This window comes from Candidatus Ryanbacteria bacterium CG10_big_fil_rev_8_21_14_0_10_43_42, from assembly GCA_002793915.1.
Taxonomy (GTDB): domain Bacteria; phylum Patescibacteriota; class Minisyncoccia; order Ryanbacterales; family 2-02-FULL-48-12; genus 1-14-0-10-43-42.
Window position 1 is genome coordinate 78653 of sequence record PFEF01000005.1, and the last position, 17267, is coordinate 95919.

17 protein-coding genes and 2 pseudogenes (2 of these 19 running past the window's edge) are annotated in these 17267 nt (G+C 41.7%); 13 read left to right on the forward strand and 6 right to left on the reverse strand.

Going from position 1 to position 17267, the window contains the following annotated elements; translation table 11 throughout:
• A pseudogene (locus COU90_01900) lies at positions 1-51 on the reverse strand (hypothetical protein) (it extends 396 nt beyond the left edge of the window).
• Positions 1-967 (reverse strand): annotated as a pseudogene (locus COU90_01905) (hypothetical protein) (it extends 62 nt beyond the left edge of the window). Before COU90_01905 ends, COU90_01900 begins: the two co-directional pseudogenes overlap by 113 nt.
• 1 nt (position 968) lies before the next feature.
• On the reverse strand, positions 969-2393 hold the full coding sequence (locus tag COU90_01910; GenBank protein PJE64572.1) for a hypothetical protein: 1425 nt from the start codon (positions 2391-2393) through the stop codon (positions 969-971).
• Between the two features lie 39 nt (positions 2394-2432).
• On the opposite strand from COU90_01910, the gene COU90_01915 reads away from it, so the two are divergent.
• The 12 genes from COU90_01915 (at position 2433) to COU90_01970 (ending at position 14036) form a co-directional block, all read left to right on the forward strand.
• A complete protein-coding gene (locus COU90_01915) occupies positions 2433-3476 on the forward strand; it encodes a hypothetical protein (protein ID PJE64573.1) in 1044 nt (347 codons plus the stop codon).
• A complete protein-coding gene (locus COU90_01920; GenBank protein PJE64574.1) occupies positions 3473-4309 on the forward strand; it encodes a hypothetical protein in 837 nt (278 codons plus the stop codon). Before COU90_01915 ends, COU90_01920 begins: the two co-directional genes overlap by 4 nt.
• Positions 4291-5028, forward strand: coding sequence for a hypothetical protein (locus COU90_01925; GenBank protein PJE64575.1), 738 nt, complete (start codon positions 4291-4293; stop codon positions 5026-5028). The genes COU90_01920 and COU90_01925 overlap by 19 nt, the downstream gene beginning before the upstream one ends.
• Positions 5013-5732 (forward strand): glycosyl transferase, encoded by a 720-nt coding sequence (locus COU90_01930; protein ID PJE64576.1) that lies wholly within the window; start codon positions 5013-5015, stop codon positions 5730-5732. Before COU90_01925 ends, COU90_01930 begins: the two co-directional genes overlap by 16 nt.
• A 2-nt stretch (positions 5733-5734) precedes the next feature.
• Complete coding sequence (locus COU90_01935; GenBank protein PJE64577.1) at positions 5735-7207, forward strand: hypothetical protein; 1473 nt, start codon at positions 5735-5737, stop codon at positions 7205-7207.
• Positions 7207-8595 carry a hypothetical protein gene (locus tag COU90_01940; protein PJE64578.1) on the forward strand — a complete coding sequence of 463 codons (1389 nt, stop codon included), beginning with the start codon at positions 7207-7209 and terminating at the stop codon, positions 8593-8595. The genes COU90_01935 and COU90_01940 overlap by 1 nt, the downstream gene beginning before the upstream one ends.
• On the forward strand, positions 8595-9680 hold the full coding sequence (locus COU90_01945) for a hypothetical protein (protein ID PJE64579.1): 1086 nt from the start codon (positions 8595-8597) through the stop codon (positions 9678-9680). Before COU90_01940 ends, COU90_01945 begins: the two co-directional genes overlap by 1 nt.
• 9 nt (positions 9681-9689) lie before the next feature.
• Positions 9690-10772: a hypothetical protein gene (locus COU90_01950; protein ID PJE64580.1), complete on the forward strand. Its 1083-nt coding sequence runs from the start codon at positions 9690-9692 to the stop codon at positions 10770-10772.
• A 1-nt stretch (position 10773) separates the two neighbouring features.
• Positions 10774-11526: a hypothetical protein gene (locus tag COU90_01955; protein ID PJE64581.1), complete on the forward strand. Its 753-nt coding sequence runs from the start codon at positions 10774-10776 to the stop codon at positions 11524-11526.
• Positions 11527-11594: 68 nt separating this feature from the next.
• Positions 11595-12395 carry a hypothetical protein gene (locus tag COU90_01960; GenBank protein ID PJE64582.1) on the forward strand — a complete coding sequence of 267 codons (801 nt, stop codon included), beginning with the start codon at positions 11595-11597 and terminating at the stop codon, positions 12393-12395.
• A 9-nt stretch (positions 12396-12404) separates the two neighbouring features.
• Positions 12405-13328 (forward strand): hypothetical protein, encoded by a 924-nt coding sequence (locus COU90_01965; GenBank protein PJE64583.1) that lies wholly within the window; start codon positions 12405-12407, stop codon positions 13326-13328.
• Between the two features lie 72 nt (positions 13329-13400).
• Complete coding sequence (locus tag COU90_01970; GenBank protein PJE64584.1) at positions 13401-14036, forward strand: hypothetical protein; 636 nt, start codon at positions 13401-13403, stop codon at positions 14034-14036.
• Between the two features lie 77 nt (positions 14037-14113).
• Here the strand turns inward: COU90_01970 and COU90_01975 are convergent, their stop codons facing one another.
• The 3 genes from COU90_01975 to COU90_01985 are packed head-to-tail and all read right to left on the reverse strand — an operon-like array spanning position 14114 to position 16430.
• Positions 14114-15016 carry a hypothetical protein gene (locus COU90_01975; protein PJE64585.1) on the reverse strand — a complete coding sequence of 301 codons (903 nt, stop codon included), beginning with the start codon at positions 15014-15016 and terminating at the stop codon, positions 14114-14116.
• Between the two features lie 5 nt (positions 15017-15021).
• Entirely contained in the window at positions 15022-15462 is a 441-nt protein-coding gene (locus COU90_01980) for a hypothetical protein (GenBank protein ID PJE64586.1), read from the reverse strand.
• Between the two features lie 8 nt (positions 15463-15470).
• Positions 15471-16430 (reverse strand): NAD-dependent dehydratase, encoded by a 960-nt coding sequence (locus COU90_01985; GenBank protein PJE64587.1) that lies wholly within the window; start codon positions 16428-16430, stop codon positions 15471-15473.
• A gap of 111 nt (positions 16431-16541) precedes the next feature.
• On the opposite strand from COU90_01985, the gene COU90_01990 reads away from it, so the two are divergent.
• A complete protein-coding gene (locus COU90_01990) occupies positions 16542-17261 on the forward strand; it encodes a hypothetical protein (GenBank protein PJE64588.1) in 720 nt (239 codons plus the stop codon).
• Positions 17262-17267 lie beyond the last annotated feature (6 nt).

Here is a 17267-nt window from a genome sequence, read left to right on the forward strand (position 1 = left end):
GGAGTGCGTCTTGAATACGGCGCAAGAGAGCGACGCGGAATCCGTAGCCATAGTTGAGAGCAATGCCTATGGATTTCATGAGACGCACACCTTCTTTGGAAGAGGCGGATATACCGGGAAATGGTTTACGGGAAAAATACATGCGCCAACGTGCGCGTATGCCTTTAATACCGTTCCATGATAAGAAATGAAAAGGTATTTTTAATATAAAGAGAATGGCTTTTTCGGTGGAAGTATTTTTAATACGATTTCCAAAGTAGCGTCCCAGATGATATGTTGCGTGTCCGCCACCGCCATGATAGTAAAATATAAGCTGATTTTTTTTGAGATTCCATTTTTGTGCCGTACCTTCATCTATAATATCCTCTACGTAATGAATTTCCAGAAAATGGTTGCGCCCAAAATTATATCCCATTTCATGCCGTCCGTTCACATAAGCAGATTTCGGCACGAGAGAATGAAGGTCTTTTTTTGTAACGGCGGCGGTTTCAACGCCTCCATATTCCATGTGTTCCAGTTCTTTTTCAGAGAGGTTGTATTTTTTTATTGCAGCGGGAGCACCTTCCGTAAGAAATGCCTCAAATTCTTCATTTGTGAGATCATATGACGTATGGCGGTTTTTGTGGAGTCCGAAACGCGCCAAAATCATTTGCATGCGTGTTCGTCGTGGATATACGCCGGCACGAAGTTTTTCAGTAAATATTTTTAAAAACTTTTCAGAAAAATCATCTTTCGTAAGGTTAGTAATATAAACGCTCATGCCGCAATTCATGGCGGGTGCGGAAAGCCAGGGGATAATTATATTTTTTGTGGCAGTAACGCATTGGGGAGGAGATTCCAGTTCCGGTCTGAAATGGATATTCGGTAGACAAACCAATGAACGTCCCAAATTACCCACATGTTTTTGAATGAGGTTAATTTTTTTCTGAATATTTTTATCAGGTAGGTTGTCGCAAGAAAAAGGCATATTATCCTTTAAAAACGGCTATCGGCTTGGTGTACGCAACCGGCTTCATAAGACCAATTTCTTCAAGTGGTTTTACGACCGCATCTAATCCTTCACGCGTTATATGAGGGACTGTTTTTTTATAGGGTTCTTTCGTGGTATAGATATTAGTCGTTCCGGGTTGTTCTTTCGAGGCACCTTTTTCATGGAGTTTCTTTATTGTTTCTCCGGCGCCATGATCTACGGAAAAAAGCTGTTCTAGGCCGCTTTCAAGTCCGATGCCAACATATGAATTTGTGGTGTTAAACCCGGGGATAATAACGGGTTTTTCTTTAAAGATGCGTGTTGCTGTGTGGCGATGCACGATAAGATTTTCCATACCGACTTTCTCCTTACGAATGGAGTTATGTATATTATCCCAAAGAAGCGTATGTGTTACGGATGTGCCAAATGTCTTATCCAGAGAATCATAAATACGTTTAACGATAGCAAGCCGGAATGCATAACTGTAATTAAGAGATGCCGTTATAGACGTCATAGTGCGTTTTCCTTCATATGAACTAGCTGGAATTTCCCTAAATTCTTTTGGAGTAAAATAATAACTCCAGCGTTCTTGTACATGCCGCAACCCATTTACGGATAAGAAATGAAAAAAGAGTTTTGCGGTAAGTTGAAACGTGCGCGACTTCCAGCTAGTGCGATCTTTTTTTCGGTTCGCAAAATAGCGTGCGAGATAATGCGATACGGCACCTCCTCCGCCGTGGTACATAATGACAATACCATCCTTATTTAGTCCCCATTTTTTTGCCGTCTCATCGTCCATAATTTCATCGACATACTGCAGTTCCAGAAAATGATTCCCTTTAAATCCGTATCCGATATCATGCCGCCCCGTTACCCATGCGGCGCGTGGAAGAATGTCTTGCAGGCGAAAGGGGGTAAGGCCTTGTCCATCGGACGCATCTCCTCCGTATTCAACATGCGCAAGCGTATCTTCGGGAAGATGATATTTTTTTACAGCCGCTTTTCCGCCATACATTACCATGTCGGACAATTCTTTTTTTGAGAAATCATATTTATGTACAGGGCGCCGTATAACGCCAAGCCATAAGAGAATATTTTTGAACGATCCATAACGTAATCCTAAATGATCTCGCATATGCCTATAAAACAATTCCAGTTTTTCAGGCGTAATATCCCTACGCGTGAGTGATGTTACTATCATGCCCATACCGCATCCCACAGAAGGAGCGGTGAAATCAGGTATTATCGTGCTATGAGTTGTGGCTACGAAGGAGCACGGAGCTTCCGTTTTTTCTTTTAGATGGGTGTCAGGGAGACAGACGAGTGACTGAACGCTTTTAATGGCGGAAATGCGATCTAAAGTATCTCGCACGCCGGGATCATTAAGCTCGCATCCCACGCTTTGTATTTTGTCAGTAGGCATAGTATCATTATTTTACAACGTTTTTTTGACTTTTTCAACATGAAATTAAGCTATATAACGCCTCTGGTATTCCCCTCAAAACGGGCAAATAGAGTTCAGGTTATGAAGATGGCGGCGGTATTTGCTGATGAGACCGATTTTACGCTCTTCATAGCAAAAACGGCCACGCCTATGAGCGATATCCAATCATCTTATAACGTACCCAGGCCGTTTTCGGTTTCAGAGGCGGGAATACCGTTTGGATGGCCGAAAAGCATGTGGCTTGCGCGTCGATACGCACGCATAATACGCACCTCCGATAACGATACTGTGTGGTACATACGGGATGTTTTATTAGCGTTTTGGCTTACATATTTTTGTAAAAAGTTTAGAAATCGATTCTTTTTTGAATTACACACTCTTACACGGTTCCCGCCGATTATGTATGGTCGCATAATACGATATGCGAAGGGTATTATTACTACCAATGAAAAAAAGAAACAGGATTTAATTGAGAGATATCATATTCCCGGTGGGAAGATACTGGTATTCGGAAACGGTATTGATCTTGAAGAAATAAATGCATTACCTTCACAGAATGAAGCACGGAGTTTATTAGGTTTACCAAAAGATAAGAAAATTATTGTATATGCCGGCACTGACGCGGAAGAGTATGGGACGAACATTCTTCGAGAGGTTGAAAAAAAACTTTCAGAGAATATAATGATTTGTCTTGTGGTAGGGAAACAGCGCAACGAAGCACTTCATTATATGGCGGCGGCGGATATACTTATTGCCCCTTATGCATCGATGAGTGATCATTTTCGGTTGTATATGTCTCCCATGAAGGTTAAGGAGTACATGGCATTGGGAAAGCCAATTATCGTTTCCAATTTGCCATCCATAAAAACATTTCTCCCTGATGACGCGGCACTTTTTGTGCCTCCCGGAGATGTGGCGGCATTAAGAAGTGTTATCCAATATAGTATTGATAATTTTGAAAAAGCAGAAAAGAAGGGGTTACGTGCCCGAGAACTAGCACAAGCGTTTACATGGGATAAGCGCGCGCATGCCATCATCTCTTTTATGGAAAAAAATATATGAAACTAATACACAGTATATTTTGGAGCACAGTATATTATAGCGGTATTAACGCGCTTTATCAGCTTTTTTTTCGTCCCCGACTTACCGTACTGGGGTATCACAGCGTTTCCGATGCCGGTAGCGGGGAGCTTTCGCATAGGGAACTTTATCATCATTTAAGCGTGCCGAGAGAGCAGTTCGAACAACAGATGGTTTATTTACAAAAAAAGAATTATTCATTTCTATCGCTAAGTGATCTCATTGCTATACAAAAAAAAGAGCAATCCATGCCGTCTCGCGCGGTATTTATATATTTCGATGACGGATATAGGGATAACCTTTTAAATGCATATCCCATACTTAAACAATATAATATTCCCGCCACCATATTTTTAATTACCGATTGTATCAACCAAAAAAAAATACTGTGGGAAAGCGACATTGATCCGTATACTGCCGGTATATTTCTCACCTGGGATGAAGTAAATCAAATGAAAGACATATGTACATTCGGAACACATACCGTTTCGCACAGAAAACTTACGAGTCTTTCCGGAGAGGACATAAAGGAAGAATATACGGCATCAAAGAGGGAAATTGAAGAAAAAACAGACAGACCCGTTTTGGCGCTTTCTTATCCAAAGAGTCGCACTACTAAAGAAGCAAAACGCATTGCCGGAGAGTTATTTCCGGTCGTTTTAGCTCATGGGCGCGGGTTTGCGCATAGCAGGGATTTGCATTACTTATGGAAAATTCCGGTTGATCCGCAGGACAGCATGATGATATTTTATTTAAAGCTTGGCATATATTATCCGTTTATGAACGCATTACGTACATGGAAAACCCGATTGTAGAGCGTAAATATATTTTTTTCTCATCTGCCCGCGTTATTTTAAATGATAATTTGTTTTTAAGCTTGGTAAAAAAGAAAGCATACTCGTATATTGTTGGAGTTTCTCATAAAAAATTACCGGTGGGTCCTGACATAAAAATAAAGCATAAAAAAACAATTAATATTTATCTTAATGGTACGTTTGATGACATATTTAAAAAGTTTAATGATACATCGCGGAACGAAATTCGAAAAACATTCAATATGAAAGAATATTTTTTTAAGCAAGGTGATGTCGATATGGACGCCGTGTATGCTTTGTATAAACCGCATCGCATAGAGAAGAAACTTGAAGTGCGCAGGAAATCATTTTTAGCGCCTTGCCTTATATTTACGGCATATTATAACAATGAACTCATTTCCGTTATAACGTGTTATGATGCAAAACCTTATCTTCGTATTCAAAATATTTTCTCAAAGCTTTCGAATGATGATAAGGAAATACGTCGTATTACGGGATATGCATCGCGACGCTTGGTATATGAACTTTGTAAATACGGAAATCAACGAGGATATATTCTTCTTGATATGGCATCGGCTAATTTTACTGATCCCGGAAAAGCCGGTATTACCCAATTCAAAAATTCGTTTGGCGGCAGAATTGAAGATGAGTATATATATACCTATCGAAATACTATACCGCGCATATTGGGTAATCTAAAAACATGGATAAAACGATGACCGTTTCTTTTGTAATTTCGGCGTATAATGAAGAGGCGACACTCGGACAAGTTTTAGATATGGTAAGAGAGGCGGTATTACCCGTGGGTATTACGCGGGAGATAATTGCCATTGATAATGGATCGCATGATGGAACAGCTGATATTATCAAAAGTTATTCTGATGTGCGCATGATTTCTCTTTCTCCTAATCGTGGTAAGGGAGGTGCCTTGAAGGTGGGGTTTGCAGAAGCGAGGGGAGATATTGTTATGATTCAGGATGCCGATATGGAATATAACGCCGCTGATTATCCGGCATTACTGGAGCCGATTCTTTCGGGACGTACGGAGATGGTGGTGGGGCGTCGGCCGCTTTCGGTGGTACCGTTTTCTGAAGGTGTCAGAAACGTACAGCATGTGCTTCCATATATCGGCAATAAGATTGTCATGAAATATTTTATTAACTGGCTTTATGGAGATTCGGCGTCCGATTATGCATGCGCTTATAAAGTGTTTACTAAAAAACTGGTGGACAGCATTACCGTAAAGGCAAATGGATTTGATTATGAGTTTGAATTGGTTTGTAGAGCAATGCGGAAGAGAGTGCCTCTTGTGGAAGTACCTGTGCGGTATTATCCGCGCACTTATGAGGAAGGAAAAAAAATCAGAACAATGGATGGACTTAAAATTTTACGAACGGCTCTAAGAAGTAGGTTTTTTAATTGATTATGAATATATCATTTCGAGATATCGGTTATATTACCGTTACTTTTCTTGTACTTCTGGGATTTGCCATATATCATCCCGATGGTAGTTTTGCTATGAACCCTACCTATTGGGCAGATGAGGCAGTTTCCGTCGAGAAGGCGCGTAGTTTACTTACCTACGGAACGCTTGATATTGCGGTTGCGCCAGGCGTACTCTCCGATAAACCGTACGCAACAGCCGCCGCGGGACCTCTTCTTACGGTGCCACTCGCCGGTTTTTTTAGCGTGTTTGGTATTAGCGTTACGGGAGTGCGCGTGTTTATGATGATTGTTCTTGGTATTCTTACGGTCTCCGTATATTTCTTTGCTCGTTCTTTGTATGGGCAGGGAGTCGGATTCGCGGCGACTCTTCTTTTCGTTACATTTTCACCACTCTATGCAAACGGAAAAACGGCAACGGGAGATATTCCCGGATTTTTAGCGCTTCTCTTTGGTTTATGGGTTTTGTTTAAAAAACGTTGGTATGTATTCTCCGGCATATTACTCGGCGTAGCCATTACCACAAAGCCGTCGCTTTATTTGCCGGTTGCGGGTATTGCCGTGTTGGAGATTTTTTTATCCGAACATACGAAAGAACGCATCATTCATGCTCTGCGTCTTATGGGAGGGTCGCTTATAGTTTGTCTTCCCTGGCTATACTCTCTTATTCCCGACATGAAGAACCCCGCTTCATGGAAAGAGACATATTTCTTTTTTCGAAATCCCTTTCCGGACGATGCCGTATCGGTGATTTACCAATTAATGCAGGGAAATATATCAGCTCTTGTGCATACAACCATTTTTCATTTTTTTATTCTTTTCATTGTAGCGGGGACGGTATATATTTTTACGCGCCACCTGGACGAAGCCCGGTATCGGTTTATACGATTCGCCGTTCTTTATAGCGCCGTTGCATTTATCTTATACTTACGAAGTCCGTCATGGCTTCGATATCTCATTGCGGGAGAATTACTTCTTTTTATTTCGTTTCTTCCATCATTAGAAACAATATGGCATGCGCGCGCGTTTCGGTATTGGGTACCAAAATGGTTTCCTGCTTTTATCGTAGGATTTCTTATTATGTTGCAAGGTATTCATATGGGATTTTTTGCATGGCGTACCGCCTCTTGGACGGTACCGGAAAAAGCGCAGGCAATTACGGCACTTTTGAATCCTGGAGACACTATTGGTGTTATCGATGACATTTCAGTAGCGTCTCTTATTAATTCCCGTCAGAAATTTCAAATAGTGCGTATCAGCGGAAATACGATACTGGGGAAGAATCCTCTCGCATATTCATCAAATGAATTGCCTACATATATCTATATACCGAGGAGTAGGTTTGGAAATATGGCGGTGCGGGATTTTGTAGATCCGTACAAAGATATTTTAGAAACATATTATAAAAGCATTCCTGTTCCAGAGGAACGGTATATGTTATATAAAAGATTATAATGCGATCATATCTGCAAACACCATTAGCCTTGCTTATTATGGCCGTCGTTCTTGTGAGCGGCGCGTATTCATTTTATTATCATGATCGTCCGCGCGTGGATGCGCAGGCATATGATAAAATTGGATGGAATTTGGCGCGCGGATTCGGATATATTGAGGATGAATCTCATGCCGGTATGCCGGAGAAAGATGATGCTGTTGTTCGTGTAGGTCCCGGGTATGAGTTTTTTCTTGCCGGCATATATTCCATTGCGGGGCATGTCATATGGGTGGTTTGGATTTTTCATGCGCTTCTTAGGGGAGCAAGTGCCCTTTTGCTTTATTTCATAGCACGTTATGTGTTTGAGAAAAAATCTGACGTAGCAGGTGTTAACGAACAATCTTCCTATACTCATGCTATTGGTATGGTTGCTGTAATTCTTTTCGGGTTTTCACCCGATCTTATAGTTATTAACGGACTCCTTCTCACAGAGACGCTCTTTATCTTTTTACTTTTGTTATCGGTGTATGCGACGTTTTGGCTTTTCCATGAAGAAGAAGTCTGCACATTACGAAAAGCTCTTTACGTAGGTTTATTCTGGGCGCTTGCTATTCTTACGCGTCCCGTTGCGTTAGTGCCTTTTTTTGTGGTGTCTGGTATTCTTTTTTGGCGGCGTAATGGTATTAAGTCTGCCGCAATATTACTGTTTCCGATACTTCTTATAGGCTCGTGGTCTTTTGTTATGACCACAAGATATAATCATTTTATTCTTACGACAACTGCCGGGTGGTATGATATGTGGGTGGGAAATAATCCGGAAGCGGAGGGAGGGTTCATAAAAACACCGGAGATTCAGGCATTTCGTGATAAAAATTACGACAGTACCATATTAGACAAGGTGGGGCGCGAAAAATATTTCGAATTCCTTACGGAACAACCCCTATCATTTTTGGAGTTGCAGTGGCGGAAGGCATCAATGTATTTTAGTTTGATGCGTCCGGGAGGGTATTGGATACATTTATATGCGCGTCCATGGGATTTACGTGTCACGCTTGGTGCATCAGCTCTATGGACAGCTTTATTGTTTGTGGGCGGTATTGCGGGAGGTTTGCTTGCGTGGATGGCACGAAAGGATTTTCATACGCGTTTATTTCTTGTGTTTGCCATTATACAGCCGCTTACGGTAATTCCTATCATTGTTGAGACGCGGTATCGATATGCCCTATTTCCCTTTTTAGCAGTTCTGGCGGCATATTGGGGAGTCTCATATGTAAAGAAGCTTGTTCCTCAAGCGCTTTTATATAAGGTTGTGGGGGTATCTTTTACCCTCATCCTAATTTTTACAGGATATGACCTTTGGTATAACGGAGAAGATATTAATAGCAAGATTAGGAAGGTAATATCATAATGCAACGCATTCTTTACATTACTAAATCTCCGCTTTCCTTTTCTCGTGCTTATGCGCGTAATATGGTAAAGACGGCAGAGTATCTCAATAGGGAAGACGACATTTCCGTTACGCTTTTTTCTTTCGGTAAAGAACAAAAAACAAAACAGGAAATTTTTTCCGAAAAGGAGGTGCAGATTCCATTTGATATGAATATTGCTTCAAAAAAACGTTTCCTCATAAAAGAACTTTTCAGGAGACGAAATCAATTTGATATATTATATTTCCGTGATCCGTTGCTGTGGCGTGCGGCATGGCTGGTAAAAAAATGGTGGGGCAAACGAATTATTTTTGAGGTTCATGGAAGCGAAGAATGGGGTACAAAAACGCCATGGAAAAAAGCAGTATGTTTCGCTGATGGCTTAGTATTTATGACGGAAAAATTACGTAGGTATTATAATCCAATAGTACCGTACTGTGTAACGCACTGTAACGGTAACGATGAAGAGCAGAAAAAAGCGGAAGGAGCGGATGTGTTTGCCATACGGGAGGCATTGCATTTTCCAAAAGAAAAAACATTAATAGGTATTACGGGAAGTTTTCAATGGGATTCCCAGGATTTACTGTTTTCCATATTAGTACTTCTTCCTTCAGCGGTAGAGTTGGTGCTTGTGGGGGTTAAAAAGGAAGCAGTGGATACCGTAAGGAAGAAGGCGCGTATATGCGGTGTGGAAAATCGCATTCATATAATAACGCGTGTTCCTATGAAAGATGTTTTTTTCTACACGCTTTCTATGGATATATTGATAAACCCGCTTGTCATTTCATATCCGGGAAGTCTTTCTTCAAAGTTGTATGAATATCTGGCGGCCGGAAAACCAATTGTAACATCTCCGGGCGGTGCCAATGATGAAATTATAGAACATGGTAAAAATGGTGTTATGGTAGATCCTCCCACGCCAGAGAATTTTGTCCATGCCATAGAGGGTATTTTACGGGACGCCGCATTCGGAGATGCGCTTTCGCATTATGCCGCTGAATCGGCAAAACGGTATACATGGGGTAGTCGTGCGCGGTGTATAGCCGATATTATCCGGCTCATATAATAAAGACATATGCATATTTCAATCGTGGGATTTTTTGAGGAAGACCATGCCACGAACTGGCGCTTTTTGAAGGGTCTTGAAGAAAGAGATATTACGTATGCGTTTTGCCATATACCCTCTAGTATGACGCGGGCATCCTGGAAAGAGACACATCGATTTCTGAAAGCAGAAAAAAAGAAAACGGATGTTATATGGATTGGTGCATTTAGTCACCGTCTTATTCCTTTTATATATGTGCTCCGTTTTCTTGTATGGGGTTTTGTGCCGCCCCCGATAGTGTATGATAGTATTATTTCTATTTATGATACGCGTGTGTTTGACCGGGGATGGGTGGGACGGTTTAGTTGGCGAGCGGTGTATTACTATATTCTTGATTGGTTTGCGTGTCGGGTGGCAAAACGTCTTGTCGTGGACACAAACGAACACGCACGTTATTTTCAGAAAACATTTTTTGTGCGTCCAAAAAAATTAAAACGATTGTTTCCGGGAGCAAATCGTGATATTTTCTACCCACGGAAAATTACTCAAGAAGAACGAGACGAACGCTTTACCGTGAGCTTTCACGGGAAGCTTATTCCCGGCATGCTTGGCACGGAGTATATTATAGAAGCGGCACGCATATTAAAAAATGAACCTATCCTTATAAAAATATTCGGGAAAGGGTCGCTCTATGAAGAATATGAGGAAATTATTAAAAAAGAAAACCTTACGAATTTAAAATTGTGCGGCTATTTGGAATATAAAGACGTTCCGCACGAAGTTTCAAAATCGGATGTTCTTCTTGGTGCCTTTGGTACAACACCAAAAGCGCTTAAAGTTATTCCACTAAAATTATTTGAAGGCATTGCCCTTGCAAAGGCGCAAATTATTGGAGACACGCCCGCCGCCCGTGAATTATTTAAAGACAACGTGCATGTCGTATATGCGCATCTTGCGGATGGGAAGAATCTTGCTGAAAAAATACTGTTCATGAAAAATAACCCCGCATTGCGGGAATCTATCGCGAAGAATGGGTACGCACTGTACGAAGGCGTATTAAGCGATAAAGAAGTGGGAGAAAAGCTGAACAATATATTTAAAGAACTTTTGTAATATGCAAAAACCCTTTTTTCATTTCTCTGTCGACGACGTGTTGGATGCGCTTCTTCAAGTTTCAGAAACAGAGCAGGAATTATTTTCACATCCATTTTTCGCATTCTTAAAAGAACTGCATGATACGCACGGTATCACAGTAGATCTCTATTGTTTTTATCAGGAAAGTAAAGACAGGAATAAAAAAACCTTGGCAGATGTAAGTGATAACTATCAATCGATATTCAAAGCAAATCCGTGGATACGCTTTGGCCCCCATGCGCTTGATTATGAGACAGCTCCCTATGCGCAAACGCCGGAAGAACAAATAGGCGTGTTTGATGCCATCTACAAAGAGATAGATCGGTTCGCCGGCGCGGAAGCGCGGAGCTTGTGGGTGCGTCTTCATTATTTTTCGGAGTCATTCGAACTTGCTGATTATTTTCATGAAAACGGCGTCACAGCATTATTTACCACCGACAAAGATGCCATGAGTCATCGTATGCCGGAAGAGGTAAAAGTTTCTCTCCGTGCTACGGGCATGGCGGAATACAAGGGGATGCAATTTATTCGAACCCATTTCCGCGCCGAGAATTTTGCCAATGAAAACGCAGATGAAAAAGTAATAAAAAAAGATCTTTCAGAAGTTTTGAAAAAACATGGATTTGTGACAATGCTCACGCATGAATACGAACTGGTACGCCCGGAAGTACGGGAAGTAATACGAACGGTCACACCTATTGTGAAGAAAAAAGGTGTGATGAAAAATATATAAGAAGGAATACACGTACTTGCTCTCAATACTGTATTGGTATAAGGTGGAGAAATATAAAACATAATTCTATGCTTATGAGTGAAGATAAACGTACATGTGCCGAGTTTGTAGACACAATAGATAAATTAGGCACGCGGCTTAATACCAATACGCAGTATGGAGATAATGAGTTAAAAACGTGGCTTCCGCCGCATTTGGAAGTAAGGGAAGGAGAGCGGATCCTTGATGTTGGGTGCGGGGACGGAACGCAAATGCGGCTCGTTGCGGAAACAATCAAGAAGGATCATATGTGTATTGGCATAGACAACGATCCGGAAATGATCGCAAAGGCAAAGCGGCTCAGCGAAGGATTTACACCGGCCGTGGATTTCATGGTGATGGATATGGATGCGATTGGAAATGACAATTCGCCATTTAAAGACGATGAGTTCGATCTTATGTATTCGGTGTACGCATTTTATTATTCACAAAATGAATTTAAGGCGCTTGACGGCATGAAGAAGAAATTAAAGCCGGAAGGGAGGATTGCTATCACAGGACCATATAAGGATAATAATATTGATTGGTTTAATTTTCTAAATCAATATATGGATATGGCGGACTCCATTATGGCATCTACCACGACGTTTATGGAGGGCATCAAGAAGTACGCGGACGAGAACTTTTCCAATGTGCGCACAAATGAATTTGTAAATAATATTACGCTCCCGTCATATGAGGCGCTTAAAGAATATTGGGTGGCGAACATTTATTATGATCCGAAATATGATGAAGGATTTGAAAAATTCGCGCGCAAGCATTTTGAAACCAATGATAAGTTTACGTATTTCAAAAAAGCACAAATGATTATCATGGAGGGCAAGAAGTAATATCTCATTATGGCAGAAGAACCCCTTGTCAGCGTTGTTCTCCCTACCTATAACCGCGCTCGCGTATTGCCAAAATCTATCGACAGTATTTTAGCTCAAACGTTTACAGACTTCGAGCTTATTATTGTGGACGACGGCTCTACGGATAATACAAAACGTCTTGTTACTGATTATAGTGCGCGCGATAGCCGTGTGCGGTATGTGAAGCACGAAGCGAACAGAGGTCTTGCCGCGGGGCGGAATACCGGCGCGCGGGAAGCGCATGGGCGATATATTGCCAATAATGATTCGGATGATGTATGGATTTCCGATAAATTGGAAAAAGACGTTGCGGCTATACAGTCAGCATCTCCGAATGTTGGGGTGGTGTATTCCCGTCTTAAAAAGACATTAGGTAATGGAACGGAAGTATATGTTCCGGCAGATAATTGGCAGTGGTTGAATGGAAATTTACACCGATCGATTCTGGAGGGAAATTTTATAACCATGCAGGTAACACTCATAAAAAAAGAGTGTTTTCAAAATGCCGGCTGGTTTGATGAAGAGTTTCCCGCGGTGCAGGAAGGTGATTTTTTGTTGCGAGTGGCAAAGAAATATGAATTTCTCTATCGGCCGGAAGTAGGAGTGATAGCCGCGGTAAGCCCAGATAGTATTACCGCAAACCAAGGGAAGCGCTTAACGGGAAAGGAAATGCTGTTCAATAAACATCTTATAGACTTTAAAAAATATCCTCATGCATTGGCGCGCTTCAGTTATAGCTTAGGGCACGCCTTTTCGTTGCGGGGAGATATGAAAAGGGGGAGGAAATATCTATTCCTTGCTTGGCGGAACCATCTTTCCCACCCTAAATATCTTCTCGCATTTTTTCTTTCTTTGTTTGGCTCACATACGCTCTATAAAAAAACTGGTACCATATACCTCAAACTGAAATAAGAGGTAGTAGAACTTGATAATAACATATATTTGTGATATTCTTTTCAAAAGAATTTTAGAGGAGGATCGTGAATGGATCAACCGGATCAAGGACATGGAAAGATCGCAGCGTACTGCATGGCTCTTTTAACCCAACCGCTTGAAAAAGCGGACGCCATAGCGGTGTTTACGGGAGATGGTCGGACGCGTGTCACGCATGCGCACGAAATTTACCAGCGCGGACTAGCGCCACTTCTGATGATAACCGGAGCTGATGACTTGCTATCGGCGAACCCGCAGGCGAATGCCGAGGATTATGCGCACTATTTGATAGAGCAAAAAAGCATGTCGCGGGATCGTATTGTCACTGACGCCACGGATGTCAATCCTGATTTCGGAAAGACCTGCCTGGGGCAGGCAGCAAGTATCGTGTACGAAAGCCGAAAAAGAGGATGGCAGACGATCATTCTCGTGGCAAGTCACTACCACATTCCACGGGCGTATATGACGCTTCTCAAAATTTGCCTGAAGGAAACATTTGACCTTCGGATCATAGCGGCCCCGTCCCGGCTTCCTTGGTTTTCCGGAACGGAAATCAAAGTACATCCGGTGGAGCCCTGGTTGCGTTTCTGGGACGAAGAATGGCCGCGCATCACTACATATCAGGATAAAGGTGATGTCGCTACCTGGGGAGAGCTGGGAGAATACCTCCTGAGGCAGAACCTGTAAAGAAATTATGTCTTTATAAAAAGGCAAAACCCACAATCATTATGATTGTGGGTTTTTATTTTTATATGAGAGGTGGATCATAACTCCTTCACCATCTCTTCAAAAGAAGGAATGGTAAGTTTCGCGTTGAGGTCGTGCACTGTCCGAAGCCGGCGGTCGATAGCGACAGAAGCTTCCGTGGGAATTATTTTTCCTCCATAGCCATACTTTTCTTTAAACACGGTCAACATATCGTATTTTGAAACATCGTTTGAAAAAATGTGATACGTACCTTCTTTTGGATACTGATCTCGGTTCTCTATTATTTTCTTAACAATATTCCCGTATTGGTACGTTGTGATGCCATTCCAGAAATGATTGGTAAAGCCATTGAGGGACGGTTCATCTTTTTTGCTTCGGAACCATTCAATGAGGGATGAAGTGGTCCCCACCTCCGGGCCTATGATGGAGGTACGGAGCACCAGAGAATGAGCCGGCTCGCCCATTACCTTTGAAATGCCGTATAAATCTACCGGTGTTTTCACGGACACTTCCGTGTAAGGAGCTTCCGTGAGGCCGTTATAAGCACAATCGGTAGTAATATGAATGAGTTTTTCTTTGTATGCACCACTTAAGGCATGGGGAAGAGCGCCATTAATAAAAAGAGTTGCGCGGGGATTCGTTAGGCTATGGGGCTTTATAACGCCGGCGCAATTTATTACGGCATCCACATTTCCAATAACATCAACCAAACGTTGTATAGTTGGACCCATGCCGGTTTCCTGGAAGCCCTCCAAATAATCCTGCTCTATATCGGCAAGGTCAAATATAATGATTTTGTGGTTTTGAACGCCGCCGTAGGCATCGTTAAGAAGATTAAGTTTTTTCTTATCGCGCGCAACAAGCACTAAATCATGCACATCTTTAAGGGCACGGTATACGCCTGATCCGAGCATGCCGCCGGGGGCAATAATTGCTATTTTTTTCTTCGAAGTTTCCATAAATATTACCGGTGTTTTGTCTGCCAGAGATCACCCCAGGTATACGGATCATATCTATGATCATCCTTAAGAGATTCTTTTGTTGTCGAGGAGGATCCGCAAAGAAGAATGGTATTATCTTCCAAAGATACCCACCCGTTCGCATAACCCGGCGGGATTACGACAAGAAGCGGCTTTCGCTCGCCACTGGTGAATTGATACATTTCCTTCGGATTATCCGGATTGATGGCGATAAATTTAGCAGAACCTTTTACGATGACAAAATATTTCCATTCTTTCTTATGAAAATGAAACCCTCGCACTACACCGCGTACTGGGTTTACAACATAATATATTCTCTTAATAGGGCGATCGGGCCCGTCCAATACGGGCGAGAAATACCCCCGATCGTCTGCAAAGAGTGGAACCTCTATAGTATGAGGAATAATATCTTTTTTCTTTGGCATAATATATTTTACAGCGAACTGGTACCAAGATGTTTCGCGTTGCTATAGGTAATATGTTTATAATCTTTCACGCGTCCGCTCCGCACGAGTTCCGCCATTTCTTTAATGCCGTACATGACATCCTTTTTTGTGTCTTGGGAAAGCACATTATCGCGTTTCGCCTTTGCGGTGCTGGCAAAATAGTGGCGATTATCTTCAAAGCGTTTTCCGGAAGAGTGAATATGGCACTTGGTATGTTTTTTCACCATTTCGGCAATTTCCACAATATTATGATTTACGGTTGATACATTATAGATGCCGGTATTCTTGGTGAAAAGATTATGCACGAACGTGCGGGCAATATTACAAACATGAATATTGGGGCGCTGTTGGTTTCCCCCAAACACGGTTATCTCTCCATTGGCAACCGCATTGGTAGTAAGCGTGTTTACCACAAGATCGGTGCGCGGCCGTGAGTAGGTATCAGAAACACCGAATGCGGTGCCAAGCCGGAAGATAATGGCGTTGGGATGTTTTAAGAGATGCTGTTCAGCGTTTACTTTTGTAGTAGCATAGAGAGATAATGGATTTGGTTTTGATTCTTCAGTTACTTCTTCCTCATTCGATCCATAAACGGAACAGGTTGATGGAAAGAGAATGCGTCCCTTGTAATTCCGTGCGAGCCATTGGATTGCTTTTTCGTTTATATCGACGGCGGCAAGAGGTTGTAAGTAGCATGCACCGTCACCCACAATGGCCGCGAGCCAGATAATATCGGTATAGTCGTTTATTATGTTTTTTAGTTTTTTTGTGTCCCGCACATCACCATAGACAAAATCACCGCCTGGTTTCAGATAACGATCCTCGTAGAAGAGAGCATCATAGACGGTGTAAGGGATTTTTTTCTGAGCAAGAATATCAGTAACTGCACCACCAATGTATCCGGCACCGCCAACCACCAATACCCGTTTTTTTGCTTTTTGCTTCATAAAGAGAATGTTATACTAACAACTACTCATAGACGCTATAATACTGAATATATGCCAAGATGGCAAGAGGCGAAGATAAGGATATAACGCCAAAGGAATTCTTTTTGTCATATGAAAATTAAGTACCTTATACCATTTCATTATTTTTTTGGAAAAATATATTTATTTTTGCGCCAGTCATTTCATCATGCATTTGTTAAAATTATTAATGGCTACTATAAAATACGCTACGGCGTTCCAAGAATTCGCGATAAGACTACCGATTTGGCGGTTTTTAAAGATATTTTTATAAAACGAGATCTAAAGATAATGAAACGTATAGAGCCGGTATATATTGTTGATGTTGGCGCGTATGTAGGATATTCATCGTGGTGGTTTCATATACAATATCCCGGTGCTCGTATTCTTGCGTTAGAACCGCATCCGGAAACGTATGCTCTCTTGAAGAAATCTTTATCGCATATGCCAGGTAGTACGTGTTGGGAAAAAGCATTATGGTCTAAGAAAACACACATACATCTCGAAGACCGTAATACCGGCGAATGGGGGTATACGGCAAAAGAAGGAGGGACGATTCAGACAGTGATACCGCTCGAGTTATTTCAAGAGAATAAAAAAATCGATATTTTAAAAATCGATATAGAAGGTGGTGAAAAATATATTTTTGAATCGGGGCATGATTGGCTTGAACGGGTACGTATTCTTATAATAGAATTACATGACAGAATTTATCCGGATGTAAGTATAATTTTTTGGAACGCTATAGATAAAAATAATTTTCAATGTACTAAAAAGGGAGAGAAAATTATTTGTTACAATATGAGTAAATAGACTAAA